Annotated in this window: 14 protein-coding genes; 5 read left to right on the top strand and 9 right to left on the bottom strand. The window is 33.6% G+C overall.

All coding sequences use genetic code 11. The features are described 5' to 3' along the window. Positions 1 to 71: 71 nt before the first annotated feature. The 7 genes from BLV35_RS03455 to guaA form a co-directional block, all read right to left on the bottom strand. Positions 72 to 782: a toxin-antitoxin system YwqK family antitoxin gene (locus BLV35_RS03455; RefSeq protein WP_091084746.1), complete on the bottom strand. Its 711-nt coding sequence runs from the start codon at positions 780 to 782 to the stop codon at positions 72 to 74. A gap of 282 nt (positions 783 to 1,064) precedes the next feature. Continuing rightward, the gene (gene yidC, locus BLV35_RS03450; protein ID WP_091084744.1) at positions 1,065 to 2,969 is read right to left on the bottom strand and encodes a membrane protein insertase YidC; all 1,905 of its coding nucleotides are present in this window, start codon (positions 2,967 to 2,969) and stop codon (positions 1,065 to 1,067) included. An 84-nt stretch (positions 2,970 to 3,053) separates the two neighbouring features. Next, on the bottom strand, positions 3,054 to 4,667 hold the full coding sequence (locus BLV35_RS03445) for a CTP synthase (protein ID WP_091084741.1): 1,614 nt from the start codon (positions 4,665 to 4,667) through the stop codon (positions 3,054 to 3,056). A gap of 153 nt (positions 4,668 to 4,820) precedes the next feature. After that, positions 4,821 to 5,054, bottom strand: a complete 234-nt coding sequence (locus tag BLV35_RS03440) for a DUF3820 family protein (protein ID WP_091084738.1) — start codon at positions 5,052 to 5,054, stop codon at positions 4,821 to 4,823. 118 nt (positions 5,055 to 5,172) lie between these two features. After that, complete coding sequence (locus BLV35_RS03435; protein WP_091084735.1) at positions 5,173 to 5,574, bottom strand: OsmC family protein; 402 nt, start codon at positions 5,572 to 5,574, stop codon at positions 5,173 to 5,175. Further along, positions 5,574 to 7,532, bottom strand: a complete 1,959-nt coding sequence (locus BLV35_RS03430; RefSeq protein WP_317040153.1) for a LysM peptidoglycan-binding domain-containing protein — start codon at positions 7,530 to 7,532, stop codon at positions 5,574 to 5,576. The genes BLV35_RS03435 and BLV35_RS03430 overlap by 1 nt, the downstream gene beginning before the upstream one ends. A 124-nt stretch (positions 7,533 to 7,656) precedes the next feature. Beyond that, positions 7,657 to 9,186: a glutamine-hydrolyzing GMP synthase gene (guaA, locus tag BLV35_RS03425; protein ID WP_091084733.1), complete on the bottom strand. Its 1,530-nt coding sequence runs from the start codon at positions 9,184 to 9,186 to the stop codon at positions 7,657 to 7,659. Between the two features lie 336 nt (positions 9,187 to 9,522). Here guaA and BLV35_RS03420 point away from each other — a divergent pair, with 336 nt between their 5' ends. Continuing rightward, a complete protein-coding gene (locus tag BLV35_RS03420) occupies positions 9,523 to 10,050 on the top strand; it encodes a hypothetical protein (RefSeq protein WP_091084730.1) in 528 nt (175 codons plus the stop codon). A gap of 16 nt (positions 10,051 to 10,066) precedes the next feature. Here the strand turns inward: BLV35_RS03420 and BLV35_RS03415 are convergent, their stop codons facing one another. Continuing rightward, on the bottom strand, positions 10,067 to 10,768 hold the full coding sequence (locus BLV35_RS03415; protein WP_091084727.1) for a hypothetical protein: 702 nt from the start codon (positions 10,766 to 10,768) through the stop codon (positions 10,067 to 10,069). A gap of 185 nt (positions 10,769 to 10,953) precedes the next feature. Beyond that, positions 10,954 to 11,550, bottom strand: coding sequence for a hypothetical protein (locus BLV35_RS03410; protein ID WP_091084723.1), 597 nt, complete (start codon positions 11,548 to 11,550; stop codon positions 10,954 to 10,956). 260 nt (positions 11,551 to 11,810) lie between these two features. On the opposite strand from BLV35_RS03410, the gene BLV35_RS03405 reads away from it, so the two are divergent. The 4 genes from BLV35_RS03405 (at position 11,811) to gldI (ending at position 15,290) form a co-directional block, all read left to right on the top strand. After that, positions 11,811 to 12,221 carry a RidA family protein gene (locus BLV35_RS03405; protein WP_091084719.1) on the top strand — a complete coding sequence of 137 codons (411 nt, stop codon included), beginning with the start codon at positions 11,811 to 11,813 and terminating at the stop codon, positions 12,219 to 12,221. A gap of 44 nt (positions 12,222 to 12,265) precedes the next feature. After that, positions 12,266 to 13,522, top strand: a complete 1,257-nt coding sequence (locus BLV35_RS03400; RefSeq protein ID WP_091084715.1) for a voltage-gated chloride channel family protein — start codon at positions 12,266 to 12,268, stop codon at positions 13,520 to 13,522. Positions 13,523 to 13,589: 67 nt separating this feature from the next. Continuing rightward, positions 13,590 to 14,597, top strand: coding sequence for a DHH family phosphoesterase (locus BLV35_RS03395; RefSeq protein ID WP_091084710.1), 1,008 nt, complete (start codon positions 13,590 to 13,592; stop codon positions 14,595 to 14,597). 6 nt (positions 14,598 to 14,603) lie between these two features. Further along, the gene (gldI, locus tag BLV35_RS03390) at positions 14,604 to 15,290 is read left to right on the top strand and encodes a gliding motility-associated peptidyl-prolyl isomerase GldI (protein WP_091084707.1); all 687 of its coding nucleotides are present in this window, start codon (positions 14,604 to 14,606) and stop codon (positions 15,288 to 15,290) included. Positions 15,291 to 15,301 lie beyond the last annotated feature (11 nt).

Raw genomic sequence — 15,301 nt, 5'->3', positions numbered from 1 at the left:
TATTCTTTATTAATTTTTACAAGACTGCAAAGTTACAATGTTTTTATTACAACCGCTGTTCAAGGATACACTTAATTACCCTTGGACTTCGAGGCACTCCCAGTAGCACTCATGTCAGTTTCTTTGACTATTTTTCCGTTTGCAAAAAATTGCCAAATTCCTGCTTTCTTACCATTCAAAAATTTACCTTTTGAAACTATATTACCTTGCGTATCTCTAAAAATGGCTAATCCATTATATTCATTATTCTTATAAACCGATTCTTCAAGTACCATTCCATTCTCTGAAAAACTTTTGTAAACACCGTCTTTCACATTATTTTTATAATTGATTTCTTCCGCAATTTTACCACTAGGGTAATACACCAAACGCAAACCTTCCAGCTTCCCATTCTTGTAATTTTCGATAGACATAACACTTTTAGCAGCCTGATGATAGTACTTCCACTCTCCTTCAAACAACTTATTGGCAACAACACCCTCACTTACCTTATTCTTTGCCTGATCATAAAATATAGTATAAGCTGAATTGTCCTTGATATTAAATTCTCTTGTAGCAATTATCGATTTTGCTTTGGTATCGTCGAAAAAACTGAACACTCCTACTTCTTTTCCATGATCGAAAGTCCCCTCATACCTGGGTCTTTTAGAATCAACATAAAACCCCTTCCAAGCTCCATTTTTTTTTCCTTTTTCATCAAGCTTATTATAATCTGACTGAGCAATTATAATGTGACTAGAGAACATTAAAAACAGAAGAAGACAAAATTTATAATCTTTCATTGTATTGTATGATTTAAGGCTATTATTATAAAACAAAATTACTGCTTTTATATTTAAACGTTTTTACTTTTTCTTTTATTATCCCACAATTTATCACTGTCAATTATAAGTTCAGAACAAGTCAATCTTTATGCCACGCTTTAACTCTTTACCACAAATTCCTTTAATATTCAGCTTTACTTTCGAATAACACTTACCAATACCTAAACCAGAAAGATTAGGGAACACTATAAAACAAAAAAGCTCCCAAAATTGGGAGCTTTTTTTATGAACTAGAAATTACTATTTCTTTTGGTCTTTCGCTTTTTGAGCCTCAGCTTGTTCCATAACTTCTTGAAGTTTACGTTGGAACTTACCTTGTTTCTTAGGCTCTTTTTTCTTGTTCTCTTGAATTTGAGCATGAATCTTATCACTATCGATGATATAATTCTTAATCACAAGCATGATTCCTATTGTAATTGTATTCGAAACAAAATAATACAAACTCAATCCCGAAGCATAACTATTAAAGAAGAATAACATCATTAATGGCGAAACATAAATCATTATTTTCATCATTTTAGCCATATCAGGCATCCCTTCCTGTGTAGGAGCAGCCATTTGTTGATCTCCAGTAGTCATTTTCATATAAAAGAAAATAGCTATAGAGGCTAGAATTGGAAACAAACTAATATGACTTCCGTATGCTGGAATATGAAATGGCAACTCATAAATAGAGTCAAAAGAGGATAAATCATCTGCCCAAAGGAATCCTTTTTGCCTCAAACTTATTGCAGAAGGAAAGAATTGAAACAAAGCATAAAATATAGGCGCTTGCATCAGTCCTGGAATACAACCAGCCATAGGATTCACACCTGCTTTATTATAAAGCTTCATTGTTTCCTGTTGCTTTTTCATTGGGTCTTTTTTGAATTTTTCCCCAAGTTCATTAATTTCAGGTCTCAATACTTTCATTTTTGCCTGTGACAAAAATGATTTGTATGTGATAGGTGACATCGCTAATTTAACTAACACTGTAAACAATATAATAGCCCAACCGTGTTGAATAAACAAACTTAAGAAACCATACATAGGAATGAATGCATGACGGTTAATCCAACCAAAAATCCCCCAACCCAAAGCAACAATATCTTCTAAGTTTTTGTCATACGATTTTAACAAAGTGTAATCAGTTGGTCCGTAGTACCAATTCATTTTTTGATCAATTTCTCCATTTTTAAATGCTAATGGAACAACTGCCTTAAATTGTTTTGTAAAAGTTGTATCTACTTTATCATCTTTCACTAAATTAGTAGAATGTAATTCTGCTTTTTCAAAAGGAGTACTTGATAACAAAATCGAAGTAAAAAAGTGTTGTTTGTATGCTACATAAGAAACATCTTGAACAACATCATCTTCTTGACTTCCTAATCCTAAGTAGTTACTCTTTCCTTCTTCGTGCTCGTAATACAACTCCGAATAACGGTTTTCATAACTAATACTTTTTTCATTAGTATAGGTTTTTAAATCCCATTCTAGGTTTAATGGCTTAGATGTATTCAATACTTTATTCAATCCTTGTGACTGAATATCGAAGTCTAACATATAATCATCTGCCTTTAGCACATATTTATACTCTAGATATTCATTAGCACCCGCTTTTAAACGCATCGATAAAATTTGGTCTTCACCATTTTTTGTCAATGTAGGTTCAAAATAGAGGTCTTTTGTATTTAACGTATGATTATCACTTGTAAACAACTGAATGTTTAAACTAGCATTATTATCTTTTACTAATTTTACTAATTCTCCAGATCCTTTTTTAAATCTTTCAAAGTTTTTTAAAGTAGCTTCTACAATATACCCCCCTTTATTAGCAATTTTTAGCGTAACTAATTCATTTTCAATAGTAGTAACACCTCCTTTAGCCGACGGTAATGCAGCAGAATAAGCAAAATTTCCAAGCTTTTTCTCCAAACTTGCTAATTGCGTAGAATCGCCGGTGGCAGCAACAGCAACTGTAGCTTCGGCAACCACTTTATCGTTTAATTCTTTAGCTTTAGCTTCCTTAATCACCAACTCCTTTTGCGCTTTTTCAGCTGCAATTACTTTAGGATCTGGTTGATTTTGATACATTATCCAAAGTAATATCCCAAAAATCAATACAAAACCAATTATCGAATTCGGGTCAAATTTCTTCTGTTCCATTATTATAAAATTATTTATGTTTCATTGCTTATCATTTCCCGACAAACAAAAGTTATATTCTATTATCGTACTGAAATACTGAAATTATTTCTTTTTTGCTTTTACAGCAGCGGCTACAAAATTCACAAAAATAGGATGTGGGTTTGCCACGGTACTTTTATATTCTGGATGGTATTGTACCCCGATGAAAAATGGATGATCTTCTAATTCCACGATCTCAACTAATCCTGTATCTGGATTCACTCCAGAAGCTTTCAATCCTGCCTTTTGTAACACATCAACATAAGCACTATTGTACTCATAGCGATGACGGTGACGCTCAGAAATTGTCGACTCTCCATAAATTTTATAAGCTAATGAGTCTGCTTTGATGTCACATTTCCAAGCTCCAAGACGCATTGTCCCTCCCTTGTCAGTCACATTCTTTTGCTCTTCCATTAAATTAACGACTGGATGTTTAGTATCCTCGTTCATTTCTGTCGAATTAGCATCAGCATATCCTAAAACATTTCTAGAGTATTCGATCACTGCCATTTGCATTCCCAAACAAATTCCGAAAAACGGAACTTTATTTTCACGTGCATAACGAACTGCTTCGATCTTCCCTTCAATCCCTCTTTCTCCAAAACCTGGTGCTACAAGTATACCGTCAAGATCTTTTAATTTATCTTCAATATTTGAAGCATCAATATATTCAGAATGAATTGAAATGATATTTACTTTAGTCTCATTTGAAGCTCCAGCATGAATAAAAGATTCTAAAATTGATTTGTAACAATCCTGCATTTCTACATACTTACCAATCAATCCGATATTTATAACATGTTTTGGATTTTTAATTCTGCGTAAAAAAGTATTCCAAATTTTCAAATCTGGAGCCGCTTTTTTAGGTAAGTCTAATTTCTTTAAAGCAACAACATCAAGACCTTCTTCTAACATTAAATTAGGCACTTCATAAATTGTAGCTGCATCAATAGACTGAATAACCGCTTCTCTTTTTACATTACAAAACAAGGCTAATTTATTGCGAATTTCATCTGAAATTTCATGCTCTGTTCTACATACTAAAATGTCAGCTTTAATTCCGCTTTCCATTAGAGTTTTTACTGAATGCTGTGTAGGTTTTGTTTTCAACTCTCCTGCAGCCGCTAAATAAGGTACTAGAGTTAAGTGAATAACAATTGCATTATGCTCCCCTAGATCCCAAACCAGTTGACGAACAGATTCGATATAAGGTAAGGATTCGATATCTCCTACTGTTCCTCCAATTTCAGTTATAACAATATCAAAATCACCTGAATTACCAAGCAATTGCATTCTGTCTTTAATTTCGTTGGTGATATGAGGAACTACTTGTACTGTTTTTCCAAGAAATTCTCCTCTTCTTTCTTTTTCAATAACCGAAAGATAAATTCTTCCTGTAGTAACATTATTAGCTTGAGAAGTAGGAACATTTAAGAAACGCTCGTAATGTCCTAAATCTAAATCCGTTTCAGCTCCATCATCCGTAACATAACATTCTCCATGTTCGTATGGGTTTAAAGTCCCCGGATCAACATTTAAATAGGGGTCGAATTTTTGGATAGTCGTCCGATACCCTCGTGCTTGTAACAATTTTGCCAAAGATGCTGCGATTATACCTTTCCCTAAAGAAGAGGTCACACCGCCAGTAACAAAAATATATTTCGTTTGATTCATGCTGTTGTTATTTGTATTGTAGTTGTGTCAAAAACTTGGCAAAAATACGATTATAAATTGAGAATATGCTAATTTGAAAATGAGATAATTCGGAAAATTGACAATTGCTTAATACAACCCTTTTTAAGCAAAAAACCTCACTAATTTCTTAAATTAGTGAGGTTTTGGATATCTTTTTTTAATATTTCTTATTAATTCTTCCAGTCCATTAAGCTTTAACTCATATATAAGTTTTAATTGCTCGCCTAATTCTCCTTTGGGAAACCCTTTGTTATTATACCATACTACGTAGTACTCAGGCAAATCGATTAAGAACTTTCCTTCGTACTTCCCAAAAGGCATTTTAGTATGTGCCAATTTTACAAGTTGTTGTTGATTTTTATCCATTAAGTAAGAGGTTAGAAAATAGAGAATAGAAAACAAAAATATAAAGACCAGATGATATAACATCTTACAAAAAGCAATCATTCCTTTACTCTATGCTCTTTGCTCTAACTTCTCTAATCTATTTCCAGTTAAAAGTGATTCGTTTTTCTATTTCAGAATTTAAACTCAAGAAAACAGGACAAGTCATCGCTGTTTTTTCAAGAATTGTTTTGCTTTTTTGATCTGCATCGATGTTCATATCAAAAACAATTTCTATTGCTCCAATTCGTCTTGGCTCTGCATTCATGATTTTTGTAACTGAAGCTGTAGCCCCAGTAAAATCAACATCAATATCACGGGCTTTTATCCCCATAACGGTCATCATGCAACTCGCTAAAGCATTTGCAACCGTATCGGTAGGCGAAAAAGCCTCTCCTTTTCCGTTGTTATCCAATGGTGCATCTGAAACAATTTCACTCCCTGATTGTAAATGTATCGACGATGTTCTTAAATCTCCTAAGTAGGTTACTTTTGACGTCATTAGTTTGCTTCTTTAATGGTCATATCCGTATCATAATACAAAATAAAAACGCCTTTGTTTGTGTACCCGCCGTCTTCTTTTTTATAATATTCGAACTTATTCTCACCTCGTTTTGTCGCTGCTGAATTTACAGTGTCTTCAAAGCTTTTATTTTGAACCAATCGAATCATAGTATCAAAAGTCATATCAAAACCACGAGTAGCATAATCACTTGGAAAAATATTATTTACTTTTCTATATTTTTTTTCAAAAATTGCCACTTCAGGAGAAACATAATCACTAGTAACCGAAGGGTACATTAATTTCAGTTTCGTAAGATTCGCAAATTTAATTTCATCTGTATCTAATGTCTCATTAGGCTCTAAAATCACTAACTGCACTTGATAAGCAGACATAGAACTCAACATAGATGCTATAGTAGTTTTTATCATCCAGGTATTTCCCGTTTCCATCACTACGTAATTCATTCTATCTTTCACCAACATGCTTTTTAGACTTTCAGCCGACAAACTTCCATTCTCCTTAAAAGCGACAAAGGGAACTTCTTTTTGGTATTGTTTTATGTATTGTACAATAGATTCTTTTTTCTTGTCAACTACAGCTATAATATTACCATTCTTTGAACGCATATAATCAAACATTGCACCCTTAATCGCTTCATTTGTAGGTATTGTTTGGTACAAGTTAGCATAAGGATTTCCAATATCTTTTGACAAAGGAGAAACAACAGGCACGTTATTCATACCCACTAACTGAGCAGCAGTTTCCGCATTACTTTGATAAAACGGCCCAATTATAGCATTGGCATTTACAAGGTTTTTACTTTGGATTAGAGTAGCAACATCTGAACTGTTTTTAGTTTCACGAGAATCATAAATTTCAACATCGATGGGAAGCCCCAAAGTTTTAGCCGAATCAATTGCTATTAGAGCTCCAGCATAAAAATCTAAAGTCATGTTTAAAAACTTATCTTTTTTCAAACGGCTATATGTAGAGTTAATGGTATCACTTTCTATATTAGCAATATTAAAGGGTAAAAGTAGAACCATTCTTTTTCGGTTATCGTAGGTGATCTTTTTAGACAAAGACTTGTACTCCTTTTTATCACCAATTGAGACTGGCGTTTTAGAAGGAATTCTCAAAAGCATCCCAATTTCGACTCCGTTGTTAAGTTCTGGATTAAGCGCAATAAGTTCTTCTTGAGTCATCTCAAACATCTTTGACAAACTGTATAGCGTTTCTTTAGGTTTTACTTCATAAGCAACATAATCAACTACTGTTAAAGCCTTTTTTAAATCTTGTTTCTCTTTTTCCTCTTTTGACTCTACTTTCTCAGCTATTCTTTCTACAACTTTTTCTGCTTTTGGAGCTGCACCCTTAATTATCAGTCTGTATCCAATAGGTAAATTAGTAACCACTTCAGGATTGCGTTTTTCTAATTCCTCAATCGTAATTCCATATTTTTTAGCAATAGAATATTTCGTTTCCTTTGCAAGCACATCATGATAAATGAATTTATCTTGATTAACAACAGCATTTTTTGGGGCGTTTTTTGAAGGGATAGTAAGGATTTGGCCAATTTGCAACCCTTCATTTTCAAGAAACGGATTCGCTTTTTTCAAATCTTCATCAGAAACCTCATATTTCTTTTCGATTCCATATAATGTTTCTTTTGCGATTACCACATGAGATTGCCCTTGCGCATTTGTTTTAGGCGGTACACTTACAGTTTGCGCCCCTGATTTATTTGGAATCAGTAAAACACTGTTCGGCCTTAGACCGCTTTGCGCATCTGGGTTTAATTGGTAAATATCAAAAGGAGTAACGCGATACTTTTGTGCTATTTGATTGATCGTTTCTCCTTTCTCCACTTTATGTGTTATGACTTTTTCTTGTGAAAAAGTATTTGTGGTAAATAAGAAAACAGTTATGTAGATTGCAAAAAAATACTTCATCATAGTAGTTATATATATTATTGGTTCAAAGATAACAAAAACGGTACCAAATTTTAATTAAAAAATTGGTACCGTTTATATAAAGACCATTAAAAGTTAAATTCTTAATGTAGACAATCTATGTGTCCTATTCCCATTCAATCGTTGCAGGCGGTTTTGAACTAATGTCATATACCACTCTATTAACACCTTTAACTTTATTGATAATATCATTCGATACTTTCATTAGAAAATCATAAGGTAAATGCACCCAGTCAGCAGTCATACCATCTGTAGATTCAACAGCACGTAGCGCGACTACTTTTTCATAAGTACGCTCATCACCCATTACTCCTACACTGTTTACAGGAAGAAGGATTGCTCCAGCTTGCCATACTTTGTCATATAATCCCCAAGATTTTAATCCATCAATAAAGACTTTATCTACATCTTGTAAAATTTGAACTTTCTCAGGAGTAATATCTCCTAAAATACGAATGGACAATCCAGGTCCAGGAAAAGGATGTCTTCCTAATAACTCAGGATCAATTCCTAATGAAGCTCCTACTCTACGTACTTCATCTTTAAAAAGCATACGAAGCGGCTCTACAATTTTCAATTTCATATAATCAGGCAAACCACCTACGTTATGATGCGATTTAATTGTAGCTGATGGTCCTTTGACAGAAACCGACTCAATTACATCAGGATATATAGTTCCTTGTGCTAACCATTTTACGTCTTCAATTAAATGAGATTCATCATCAAAAACTTCTATAAATACTCTACCGATAATTTTACGTTTGGTTTCAGGATCACTTACCCCTGCTAATTCTGACAAGAAACGATCTCCAGCATCTACTCCTTTAACGTTTAATCCCATTCCTTTGTATTGATCTAATACACTTTGGTATTCGTTTTTACGAAGTAAACCGTTATTAACAAAAACACAGTATAGATTTTCACCAATGGCTTGGTGTAATAAAACCGCTGCTACAGTAGAATCTACTCCACCAGAAAGTCCTAAAACCACTTTATCGTTTCCAACTTTCTCTTTCAACTCTGCCACCATTTCTTCAACAAAAGCATTTGGAGTAAAATTTTGAGGAACCTCAGCAATTTTTACCAAGAAATTTTCCAGCATTTTTGACCCGTCTGTCGAGTGAAAAACTTCTGGGTGATATTGTATAGCATAGGTTGTTTCACCTTCAATTTTGTAAGCAGCAAATTCTACATCATGTGTGCTTGCTAACTTCACACCGTTTGTAGGCAAAGCTTTAATACTATCGCTATGACTCATCCAAACTTGACTGTTAAGGTCAACTCCTTCAAAGAAAACTTCATCCTCTTTAATATAAGATAAATTAGCTCTACCATATTCTCTCGTATTTGAAGCTGCTACTTCCCCACCACTAAAGTGAGCTAAATATTGCGCTCCGTAACATACGGCAAGCATAGGTAATTTACCTCTAATTTGAGATAAATCTGGATGTGGCGCATCTTCTCCTCTAACAGAAAAAGGGCTTCCTCCAAGAATTACGGCTTTATAACTTGATAAATCACTCGGAAAATGATTGTATGGGAAAATTTCGCAGAATATATTTAATTCGCGAACTCTACGCGCAATAAGCTGTGTATATTGCGATCCGAAATCTAAAATAAGTACGTTGTGTTGCATGCGCAAAAATACTTTTTATATTCGGAATTGAAAAATTGAATTTTGAAAAAGTGTAAATTATTTTTCCGCTACAACTTTTAAGCTTAAAAAAGTGCGAAAAACACAGAAAGTAAAGCGATGCAACTCTTCGAACGCATGCTTCATTATTTTCATATAGCGTAAGAAAGTACTTTACATGGTAGACAAGTACTTCTTAAGACATAAATCATTTGCAGACAGCTACTTATAAATAAAACAACATGTAAAAATCGAAACAAGTGACAGAAGCCTGTTTAATAAACCATTACTGATTTTATAAGTATTACTTTTGCAAAGAATTAATATAAAAAAAACATTTTGAAAAAATATATTTACACAGCCTTAGCCACTTTAAGCCTTTTTATTGTTTCCTGTAGTATTGTAGATCAGTTGCTGACATTTACAATTTCTAATCAAACAAGTATTACTATTGAAACAGGGTTTCCTATTGGAACAGCTATGAGTATAATAACACCGGAGGTTACGACCAACTCCAGTGCCGAATTTGAGAATAACAACACTAAGGCTAACTTAGTCAAGGATGTGAAGCTAAAGGAGCTGACGTTGACAATAACTGATCCTGCTAACAAATCTTTCAGCTTTTTAAAATCAATTCATCTTTTTATTTCAACAGATGCAAACGACGAAATTGAATTGGCTTATAAAGATGACATAAACTCCACTTCTAACACTTTAACGCTTACGACGACTACTGAAAAACTGGATAAATACATCAAAGCCGCTTCGTATAAATTGCGAACTAAAGCCGTAATTAAAGAAACTATAGCCCAAGACATTACAGTAAAAGCAGATATGAAGTTCAAAGTTACTGCAGATCCGTTTTAGTTCGAAAAGGCAACTTTTATTCTTTAATAAATGTAAATTTAGACTTGACTCCTGTATCAAAATTATTCCACAAGTCAGACAGCAGCAAATTCCCTTCTTTATCGTAAACATAAAAAGCGCCTGTGTTCCCTCCCAAAGAACCACGGTTTAGTGCCTCTAATTCTAAATAATTAAGTCCTTCTTGAAGGTCTATTTTGATATCTTTGAAACTTGATTCTAAGTACAAATTATTTGCTAAAACAGTACCCTTATAATTGTGTATAACGGTAGCTTTTATCAAATCTCCATCAATTGCACCATAGTCTCTTACTCGAATCATTAAAGACTTTGACTTTGTACGAATAATTCCAAAATCTAAGTCTTTTACATTTAAATACGATGTATCCTCTTTTAATCCATTATTGACTAATGATTTTTCAATACTCTTATTCATTTTATCCCTTACTTCATCGCCTGGATTAATAAAATCATTGGTTTGAATCATAGAAATAGGATCAGGATCACCAATTTTAAAATTGGTACTCTGAAATTTGACTTCGGGCTTTTTTAAAATATTAGGAGCGACAATATCTGGTGGCGCAACCGTTGCAGGAATTACTTTTTTAGTTTTAATGCTTGTATCCACCGGGGGAATTGCCTTAAACTTAGAACTAAACTCAGTTTGAGAATAGCCATTGATTGCAAAACACATCATAATAAACAATAATCCCTGTTTCATATTATACCCCTTTGTTTTTATATCCTCCAAATATCAAGTTGCGACAAATATACCGTGCTTTCTATTTAGAAAACAAAACCTTAAACTAACATTAAATAAAATTTAACCAAATAGGACTGAAACAAACTCTAAATGTAGAATCATATCCCTTCCTAATTTTTTAAAAACCATAAACAGCTTTCAAATTATTCTTTATCTACAATTATTGTAGCCTTGTATCCTTCGCCTATATTCCATTGGCTTGAAGAGATCATCTTTCCCTTATCGTCATAAACTTCAAATTCTGCCGTATTAGGTGAGGCAAAACCTTCATTTAATGCTTCGAAATCAATTCTATTTATCCCTTTTTCCAGTTTAATTTCAAATCCTTTAAAATCTCCTTCCAATAAAACTTCATAATCTACCACCTTATAGTTTACATAAATTCTAATTCTATCCCCATCAACATAAGCTCCATCGCGATATCTTATCTTCGCAGTATTAGAATTAGTTTTAAAAACTCCTAAATCTTGGTTTCTTCTATATGCTTCAGAAGCAATTATAACATTATTTGTGGGTACTTTAAAAGTGTTTTCTGGTATGACAGCAGCAACATAAGGCTTAACTGTTGGTGGCCCTGGATCATGTGGAGTTATTGGTTCAATTTTCAATTTCTTGTTTTTAGGAGGAACCACTTTAAACTTGTCTTTAAATTCTTCCTGAGAATAACTATTAGAAATCATTCCTAGTAAAAAAATAAAAAAGAAAATTCGCTTCATACTTCTTGTATATCTATTGATCATTTGTTCAATTTTTTTAAAAATAAAAAACCAAAATTATAAAAACATAAAAATGGCATACTTTAACTTCCTTTTATAACTTCAAATTTTGATAAATAGTATGTTTCAGTACATAGAATATGCTAAAGCAAGCCTATCAAAATCGAACTTTTTTATATGAAATCAGTATTTTTTATTTTATTATTTTTTATAAATTGCAAAAAATATACCAAACTATATAACCAAACAACATTCCTTAAATAACAATCAAAAAAAATAATCAAATGAAAAGAGAAAACGTATTAACAGGTTCGCCTTGGGAAGATAAAATGGGCTATTGTCGTGCAGTACGCATTGGAAATATTATTGAAGTTTCTGGAACGGTCGCTATTGTCGATGGGGAAAAAGTAAAAGCTGACGATGCTTACTCGCAAACATTTAATATTCTTGAAAGAGTAGAAAAAGTACTTGAAGATTTAGACGCAAGCATGAACGATGTCATTCGCACCCGAATTTTTACTACTGATATCAATTCTTTTGAGGCCGTGGCTAAAGCGCATGCTGAATTTTTTAAAGATGTAAAACCTACAACTGGCTTCTATGAAATCAGTAAATTAGTAGCTCCTGAATACCTTGTGGAAATTGAATTTACGGCCGTACTTGCTGAAAAACAAAATATTTCGGCAGGATTGTAATACTTTAGCCAAAAAATACCTGGGAAATCCCACTGTTGAAACGAATGAATTCAGAAAAAATAAAAACAATTATACAAAGCTCTCTCAAATGGATTTTCATTTGTGTTTTGATAGGCTTTTTGTCTGGCTCAGCCTCTGCCATTTTATTAGTGGCATTAGAATGGGCAGCACAATACCGAGGACAGCACAACTGGATTATTTGGCTCTTGCCAATAGGTGGATTACTTATTGGATTAGGATATCATTATTACGGAAAAGAAGCCGTAAAAGGCAATAATTTATTACTGGAAGAATATGAAACTCCTAAAAAAAGGATTCCTTTAGTAATGGCACCGTTAGTGCTTATCGGTACGCTAATCACACATTTATTTGGTGGATCAGCTGGTCGTGAAGGAACTGCGGTACAAATGGGCGGAGCAATAGCCGACCAATTTACAGGGCTTTTCAAGCTCGATAATTCAGAAAGAAAAACACTTATCATTCTAGGAATCAGTGCTGGATTTGCTTCTATTTTTGGCACACCACTAGCAGGGGCTTTATTTGCTTTAGAGGTACTTTATTTCAGTAAAATTAACTACAAAAGTATTGTTTTATCCTTTTTAGTTGCCTTTATCGCTTACTACACCGTCGAGTTCTGGGAAGTAAAACACACCCATTATTCTATTCCTATCGTTCCTACTTTTACTTTAACAGTATTACTTTGGATTATTCTTATTAGTATTTTGTTTGGTTTGGCGGCGATGCTTTTTTCCAGAAGCACTCATTTTTGGGGCACTTTATTTTCGAAAACAATCAAATATCCCCCACTACGTCCCTTCATAGGAGGAATTCTATTTGCATCTGTTATGTATTTCATCGGTACTACAAAATACCTAGGACTAGGAGTTCCTATTATTGTTGAATCTTTCTCGAATCCAAGTGAATACTATGACTTTCTACTCAAAATATTGTTTACCGGATTTACTTTAGGTGCTGGATTTAAGGGAGGCGAAGTTACCCCGCTGTTTTTTATTGGCGCAACCTTGGGAAGTGCCTTATCCATTTTTGTTCCGTTACCTATTGCACTTTTGGCGGGAATGGGATTTGTAGCCGTTTTTTCTGGCGCTACTCATACACCAATTGCCTGTACTATTATGGGAATGGAACTCTTTGGAATAGAAAGCGGACTATTTATCGGTCTTAGCTGTTTTATAGCTTATTTAGCATCGGGACCGGTAGGAATTTACCATTCCCAAATTGTAAAAGGACCTAAGCATCTTTTGTATCAAAAATTTAAAAGAAGGAGATTAGACAATTTTTGATCTTAAAAACAACGTTAATTTCTAAATATTTTCAACTTTACATTAAAAAAATGTAATTTCGCACACTATGAAAATACAAGACATTCAAGCGATACAGTTGTTATTGGCAACACCAAAAAAAATTGCAATCATTCCACATAGAGGTCCTGACGGCGATGCTATGGGTTCTACATTAGGATTATATCACTTTTTATTAAAAAACAATCATGAACCTATCGTGATTGCACCAAATGAATTTCCAGATTTCCTTGGTTGGCTTCCAGGCTCAGAGACCGTTAAAATATTCGAAAAAGACAAAGAAAACTGCACTAAAATACTGGAGGCAGCCGATCTTATTTTTACGTTAGACTTCAATGCTTTACACCGTGTGGGTGGTGATATGGAAGCTACTTTAGCCTCGATGAAATCACCATTTATAATGATTGACCATCATCAAAAACCGGATGATTATGCTGCTTATACCTATTCAGATACTTCTTTTGGTTCCACTTGTGAAATGCTGTACAACTTCATTTCTTTTCTTGGTAAAAAAGAAGATATCGATAAGACTATTGGAACCTGTATTTATACTGGAATTCTAACTGATTCTGGTTCCTTCCGATTCCCAGGAACTACAGGAAATACACATAGAATTGTTGCTGAATTAATCGATTTAGGTGTTGAGAACACTAAAATACCTACTTTACTTTTTGAAAATAGTTCGTACAGCAGATTACAGCTATTGGGTAGAGCGCTACAAAACTTGAAAGTAATTTCAGAACATCACACCTCATATACTACGTTAACTCAAGATGAATTGAATACCTTTGGTTACGTAAAAGGAGATACTGAAGGAATCGTAAACTACGGTTTGAGTATAAAAGGAATTGTTTTTACAGCCATTTTTATCGAAAATAAAGATGAAAAAATAATCAAAATTTCCTTTCGTTCACAAGGGGATTTTGATGTCAATCAATTTGCAAGAGACCATTTTCAAGGCGGAGGACATCGCAATGCCGCAGGAGGAAAATCAGAAGTATCGATGGAAAAAACTGTAAGCAAATTTGAGGATTTAATAACAAAACTAACGGTATAATAAATCATGAAATTTATTTCTATTATCTTAATTGCCTTATTTTTATCAGTCATGGTTTCCAGTTGCAAGCAGCATCAGGACGCCCGAAGACCTATTTCACAAACTTCGGGAAGTTTCATGAAAAAATCTGTAGCAAGAAATAAAAAATTAGTGGCTGGCGAAGAAGATCAGATAAAAAAACTGATGAAAAGCAATCCAGAAGTGGATTATATTGCTTCTTCAAAAGGCTATTGGTATTCTTATGACACTGAAAACGAAGTAGACACTCTAACCCCTAAAAAAGGAGATGTTGTTTTCTTTGACTATGAAATAAAAGACCTTAACGGAGCCATCATATACTCCGAATTAGAATTAAGACCTCAAATCTATTATGTCGACAAACAAGACATCATGATGGGATTAAGAGATGGTATCAAACTAATGCATAAAAATGAAAAAGTGAATTTTCTTTTTCCTTCGCATATGGGATATGGCTATCACGGTGACAATAAAAGAATCGGACCAAACCAACCTCTGATTTGCACCGTTACATTACACGATTTCAAACCGGAAGACGTTTATAAAAAAGAAAATAAATCAATTTCTACTGTTCCAACTCTAAAAAAAGTAATAACAGACAGTACCCCGCAGGTACCTACCACAATAAAAAAAGCAATCCCAACCCCAATAAAACCAAAAGACACTTTAAAATAGTAAGTTAACCC

The organism is Flavobacterium gillisiae (genome assembly GCF_900107635.1).
GTDB lineage: Bacteria > Bacteroidota > Bacteroidia > Flavobacteriales > Flavobacteriaceae > Flavobacterium > Flavobacterium gillisiae.
The sequence above is the reverse complement of the archived record's forward strand: the minus strand, read 5'-3'. Positions and strand labels throughout refer to the sequence as shown.

Bases quoted from the DNA above. Each gene is read 5' to 3' on its own strand.
- BLV35_RS03440 (WP_091084738.1), bottom strand. From the start codon at position 5,054: ATGGATAAAAATCAACAACAACTTGTAAAATTGGCACATACTAAAATG.
- BLV35_RS03395 (WP_091084710.1), top strand. From the start codon at position 13,590: ATGAAAATACAAGACATTCAAGCGATACAGTTGTTATTGGCAACACCA.
- guaA (WP_091084733.1), bottom strand. From the start codon at position 9,186: ATGCAACACAACGTACTTATTTTAGATTTCGGATCGCAATATACACAG.
- yidC (WP_091084744.1), bottom strand. From the start codon at position 2,969: ATGGAACAGAAGAAATTTGACCCGAATTCGATAATTGGTTTTGTATTG.
- BLV35_RS03455 (WP_091084746.1), bottom strand. From the start codon at position 782: ATGAAAGATTATAAATTTTGTCTTCTTCTGTTTTTAATGTTCTCTAGT.
- BLV35_RS03430 (WP_317040153.1), bottom strand. From the start codon at position 7,532: ATGATGAAGTATTTTTTTGCAATCTACATAACTGTTTTCTTATTTACC.
- BLV35_RS03415 (WP_091084727.1), bottom strand. From the start codon at position 10,768: ATGAAACAGGGATTATTGTTTATTATGATGTGTTTTGCAATCAATGGC.
- BLV35_RS03405 (WP_091084719.1), top strand. From the start codon at position 11,811: ATGAAAAGAGAAAACGTATTAACAGGTTCGCCTTGGGAAGATAAAATG.
- gldI (WP_091084707.1), top strand. From the start codon at position 14,604: ATGAAATTTATTTCTATTATCTTAATTGCCTTATTTTTATCAGTCATG.
- BLV35_RS03435 (WP_091084735.1), bottom strand. From the start codon at position 5,574: ATGACGTCAAAAGTAACCTACTTAGGAGATTTAAGAACATCGTCGATA.
- BLV35_RS03400 (WP_091084715.1), top strand. From the start codon at position 12,266: ATGAATTCAGAAAAAATAAAAACAATTATACAAAGCTCTCTCAAATGG.
- BLV35_RS03445 (WP_091084741.1), bottom strand. From the start codon at position 4,667: ATGAATCAAACGAAATATATTTTTGTTACTGGCGGTGTGACCTCTTCT.
- BLV35_RS03410 (WP_091084723.1), bottom strand. From the start codon at position 11,550: ATGATCAATAGATATACAAGAAGTATGAAGCGAATTTTCTTTTTTATT.